This window comes from uncultured Subdoligranulum sp., assembly GCF_937890665.1.
This window is the reverse complement of the sequence record NZ_CALADU010000069.1, coordinates 1-5,407: the sequence shown is the minus strand read 5'-3', so window position 1 is coordinate 5,407 and position 5,407 is coordinate 1. Positions and strand designations below refer to the sequence as shown.

Genomic DNA, 5,407 nt, shown 5'->3' with positions numbered 1-5,407 from the left:
CCGCCAACATCATCGGCATCAAGGCCTGCCAGGCTCTCATGCCCAACACCCCCATGGTCGCCGTGTTCGACACCGCGTTCCATCAGACCATGCCCCCCGTGGCCTACACCTACGCTCTGCCCTACGAGTACTATGAGCAGGACAAGGTCCGCCGCTACGGCTTCCACGGCACCAGCCACAAGTACGTCTCCCAGCGCGCTGCCGCTATGCTGGGCAAGCCCATCGAGGAGCTCAAGCTGATCTCCTGCCACCTGGGCAACGGTTCTTCCGTCACTGCCATCGACGGCGGCAAGAGCGTTGACACCTCCATGGGCTTCACTCCCCTGGCCGGTCTGCCCATGGGCACCCGCTGCGGCGACATCGACGCCGGCATCCTGGAGTACCTGATGAACAAGCATGGCTACAACATCGACGAGATGCTCAGCATCCTCAACAAGAAGTCCGGCGTGCTGGGTATCTCCGGCGTGTCCTCCGACTTCCGTGATCTGGAGGCTGCTGCTCCTCAGGGCAACCAGCGTGCTCAGCTGGCTCTGGACTCCTTCGACTACAACGTGAAGAAGCTCATCGGCGCTTATGCCGCTGCTATGGGCGGCGTGGACGCCATCATCTTCACCGCCGGTGTGGGCGAGAACGGCCCCGACACCCGTGCCAATGTGGTCTCCGGCCTGGAGTACATGGGCGTGAAGCTGGACGCGGAGAAGAACAACACCCGCGGCAAGGAAGTGGACGTAGCCACCGACGACTCCAAGGTGCGTGTCCTGGTCATCCCCACCAATGAGGAACTGATGATCGCTATGGATACTGCCGCCATCGTCAAGGCCTGATTTCTAAACTATTTACGAGCGGCGCTGGAAATCTTCCAGCGCCGTTCTTTTTTGCCGATAAAAAATCCCGGTTCCCAAACTGTTCCATGTCATAGGGACATGAAGTGAACCTACCCTAAGGGGCAACATCGATACGGCACAAATGAAGGTAGCTGTAAGTCATAACATGGCTTACAGCTACCTTTTTATTTTTACGGTTCTATATCCGACACCTGCAAATAATTACAACTGTACATATCTGCTTTTTGAGATATAATTTTTAACTGGGGGATGATGTTATGAGTGAACCGTTTGATTATGGACATTTCGATATTGTCCTTGCCGATTATTTAAGGGTAAACGGAATTAGTAAAAATCAGCTTTCAGACAAAGCAAATTTGCAACGGACGCAGTTGAATTCATATTGTAAGAATAATATAAAAAGACCCGATCTTGATGTTCTTGCTCGTATCTGCTATGCGCTGAACTGTGATTTGTCAGATATAATCCGCTATGTCCACCCGCACGATAGAAATGGAGAGAACGACAATGGCTGAAGCAAAAGTAATTGTTATTCCTGATGGGAAAATTTGTGATTATATTGACGGGAAATTCCGGAATGATACCCCTGAAGAATATGTACGTCAGACCATCGAAAAGCGCCTGGTAAATGAGCATAAGTATTTACCATCCCAGATTAGAATCGAGTATACTTTACAGGTAGGTTCCAACAAACCGAGAGCTGACATTGTAATCTGGGAAAAAGATTGTGAGGAGCAAACACAATCGACAATCAAGCTGATCATTGAATGTAAGAAAGAAACTGTTGATGCCAGAAACGCAAAAGACGGCATTGCTCAGTTGCAATCTTATATGTCTGTTTGCCCTAATTGCGAATGGGGCATGTGGACAAATAGTATTCAAAAATTTGTGTTTCGTAAATATCTGGATGAGGCTGGAAACATTTGCTTCATGGAATATAATGATATTCCCGCAGCAGATGGTAATCTGGATGATGTTAATAGACCAACCAGAAAAAGCCTTAGAAATGCCTCAGATGACAATCTTCTGTTCGTATTTAAGACATGCCACAACCACATCTATGTAAACGATGGGATGCAGAAACAGCCCGCATTTTTTGAACTACTGAAGGTTATTTTCTGTAAAATTGAGGATGAAAGAAATATCCCAAATCCATTGGAGTTCTATACTACCTCTGAAGAACGTTCCAATCCAGATGGTCAGTTAACTGTGCAAAAACGTATTTCTAAGATTTTCGAAAAGGTAAAGAAACGGCACGGAAAGATTTTTGACGCCAATGACGAAATTAAACTGACACCTCGCAGTTTGGCGTATATAGTAAGTGAGTTACAACGGTACAGCCTACTTAATACGAACATCGACATTAAGGGCAAAGCTTATGAGGAGATAGTTGGAGCAAACTTACGTGGTGACCGCGGAGAATTTTTTACACCCCGTAATGTCATGAAAATGGTAGTCGAAATGATTAATCCCAAGATTGATGAACGGGTGCTGGATAGTTCTTGTGGAACGGGCGGTTTTCTGGTTACTGCTATGACCCATGTGATTGACCAGTTGGAAAAGCAATTTTCTGAACAAGTTGGTCTCTCTAAGAAAGAATGGGATGCTGATTGCATTAGAGCATTTCAGGATAAGATATCTGAAATGGCCTCTACAAATTTCTTTGGATTTGATATCAACCCTGACCTTGTTAAAGCTACCAAGATGAACATGGTGATGAACAACGATGGTAGCGGCAATATTCTCCAAACAAACTCTCTCCTGCCTCCCCACGAGTGGTCGGACGAGTTTAAAAGCAGACTGGCAGATGCATTAGGCATTAAAAAGACAGAAATTAGGAATCACAATACCATTGCTTTCTTTAATGTAATTGTAACAAACCCGCCGTTCGGCAGCAAGATTCCCATTAAAGATAAGGCTGTTCTTGAACAATTTGAACTGGCACATATTTGGGAAAATAATAAAAAGAGCGGTACATGGACAATGACTGATCGTTTACAGTCATCAGTACCACCCGAAATTCTTTTTATCGAGCGTTGTACTCAGTTTTTGCTCCCTGGCGGTAGGATGGGTATTGTGTTACCCGATTCTATCCTTGGTTCCCCTGGGCTTGGTTATATCCGTGAGTGGATGATTAAAAATCATCGCATTATTGCAAGTATAGACTTACATGTTGATACCTTCCAGCCTCGAAATGGAACTCAGACGTCTGTTTTGTTCCTACAAAAAAAGACACAGGAACAAAAAGATATAGAAGAAAAGACTGGGACCATGGCTGATTACAACATTTTTATGGCCATGGTCGAAAAGGTCGGACATGATAAGCGAGGCAACCCTATTTTCAAGCGTGATAAAGAAGGCAATGAAATCCTTATTCCCGACAATGACAGTGTGCTTGTATTGGGTGAAACCGGAGAAGGGGATCGCACCGTTGCCCACCAACAAAAGAAAAAGGTCGAAGATGACCAAACAACTGATGTACCTGCTATTTTTGCAGAATGGAAACGTCAGGAGGGAGTGTCATGGTAAGCAGTAATTTGGCGCTTCAGCTGGAGGTCACCACACAGCCCAAAATAGAAGTTCAAGAATCGCCAGTAAAGTGGTGTTCTGTCAGTTTGTCAGATGTAGTTAGTCGAGGAAAACGTCTTGAGGCGAGTGTTTTCGATGTGGAAGCTAAGCAAGCAAGGGAGAAAATCTCTAAAGAAATATACGGTACAGTAGCGCTTGCTGGCGATAACGGTTTAATTGAAACAGCTTATTATCCTGGTTGGATTCAACGGAGTCGTCTTAAAAGGATATACTGTGACAGAGAGTATGGAGAAGGATTTTACCTTCCCTCACAAATGACAGATATTTATCCGAAACCAGAAAAATATATATCACGATTAGCGGATTGTGATATGGATGAGCTTCGCTTGAAGAAAAACACCCTACTACTGACGCGTAGTGGCACAATAGGCAGCGTAGCTTATGTATCAAAAACATTAGATAGGTGTGTGTTCTCTGATGATGTAATCCGTATCACCTTCAAAGAACAGTATGATTTGGGGTATGTTTACGCATTTCTTAAATCAAAAGTTGGAAATTTAATTCTGAGGACAAATGGGTATGGTTCAGTAATTACCCATATTGAACCAGGACACTTGGAAGAAATTACTGTTCCAAACGCACCTATAGAATTACGAAAAAGGGTTAATGATCTAATTGTTCGCTCCTATGCGTTGCGAGATGAATCCAACGAAATGATAGATGAGGCAACACAGTTGTTGGTTGGAGAACTACATTTGCCACCTATCTATAAGATGGAAAAAAGCGATTCGACGGTAGACACATACAGTGTAAAACTTAGTAATATGAATTTGCGTCTTGATGCCTCCTACCATGTACCAATTGTTGATGCTATCATAGCACATCTACATCAAAATGCAGATGAAATAACCACCATAGGTGATTCCAGAATCAGTAAAGAAGTTATTCTCCCGGGAAGGTTTAAGCGCGTTTATGTAGACGAAGGGCATGGCCGAGGTTTTATCGGTGGAAAGCAACTTGGGGAGTTGGATCCATCCAATAAAAAGTATTTATCGTTAGCCCATCATGGGGAACGGATAGGTGAGCAGTTGGAATTGCACGAAAATATGACATTAATCACAAGAAGTGGAACTATCGGAAAAATAGCTTTAGTACCTAAACACTGGGAACATTGGGTAGCAAGTGAGCACATCATTCGTGTAATCCCCGCAAATTCAAAAATAGCCGGATATTTGAATATTTTTCTTGCTTCCGATTATGGGCATCAACTAATTGCTCGTTTCACATATGGCTCTGTTGTTGATGAAATTGATGATAACCATGTGCGTCAAATTGCTATTCCTTTACTAAAGGATCGTGCCGTGCAAAAACATATTAACGAGTTGGCATTGGGGGCAAACAAAAAAAGATATGAGGCGTATTGCTTAGAGCAAGAGGCTCTGCGAATTATGAATGAAGAAGTTATTTTGGCAAAGTGAGATGGCCTTCACTGCCAGGCAATGGCTTTAGTATCTGGCAAGCAGTACAGCAGGTTTTGATTGTTACAAATTTTGTAGTGGCTATTTTCTCTGATCTGTAGTATTGTGTCTTGCTACAAGGAGGCGAGGCACATGAACGACACGCTGAAACTACTGTATGACAGATTTTACACTCCAGTGCCTATGGAGGAAGCCGAGCAGGAAATCGAAACTTGTCACCGGCAGCTTATCGAGAGCCTGGAAAAACCCGAGAGAAAACTGGTGCTAAGGATGGACGCACAAGGCCTGATTGCGGAGCAACGCTCCGTGGACAGTTTTATCTGCGGATTCCGTCTGGCGTGGGAACTGGCATACGAACTGAATCACTTTGAAATGGACAGGCATCCATCTCCAGCGGAAGAAACGGAGATGGATGCCTGATTTTATCTACTCAATAACGATAGCTTCCCCCAGCCGATGGTGCCGTCAAGAGTTATGCGCAAGGTGGGTAGTGTCGAGAGTTGGATCTGTTGACAAAAGCCCTAAAAGCTCTACCCTTATGGTATAATAGAAACA

The 5,407-nt window shown here is 44.3% G+C and carries 5 protein-coding genes; all 5 read left to right on the top strand.

Features of this window, described 5'->3' with window-relative positions; all coding sequences use genetic code 11:
* Positions 1 to 824, top strand: an 824-nt coding sequence (locus Q0526_RS03680; RefSeq protein ID WP_298730983.1) for an acetate kinase, incomplete at its 5' end; no start/stop codon positions are given.
* A 278-nt stretch (positions 825 to 1,102) separates the two neighbouring features.
* A complete protein-coding gene (locus Q0526_RS03675) occupies positions 1,103 to 1,360 on the top strand; it encodes a helix-turn-helix transcriptional regulator (RefSeq protein ID WP_178321155.1) in 258 nt (85 codons plus the stop codon).
* Positions 1,353 to 3,374 (top strand): N-6 DNA methylase, encoded by a 2,022-nt coding sequence (locus Q0526_RS03670; RefSeq protein ID WP_298730982.1) that lies wholly within the window; start codon positions 1,353 to 1,355, stop codon positions 3,372 to 3,374. Before Q0526_RS03675 ends, Q0526_RS03670 begins: the two co-directional genes overlap by 8 nt.
* The gene (locus Q0526_RS03665) at positions 3,368 to 4,852 is read left to right on the top strand and encodes a restriction endonuclease subunit S (RefSeq protein WP_298730981.1); all 1,485 of its coding nucleotides are present in this window, start codon (positions 3,368 to 3,370) and stop codon (positions 4,850 to 4,852) included. The genes Q0526_RS03670 and Q0526_RS03665 overlap by 7 nt, the downstream gene beginning before the upstream one ends.
* 132 nt (positions 4,853 to 4,984) lie before the next feature.
* On the top strand, positions 4,985 to 5,272 hold the full coding sequence (locus Q0526_RS03660) for a hypothetical protein (RefSeq protein ID WP_298730980.1): 288 nt from the start codon (positions 4,985 to 4,987) through the stop codon (positions 5,270 to 5,272).
* The last annotated feature ends 135 nt before the right edge of the window (positions 5,273 to 5,407 follow it).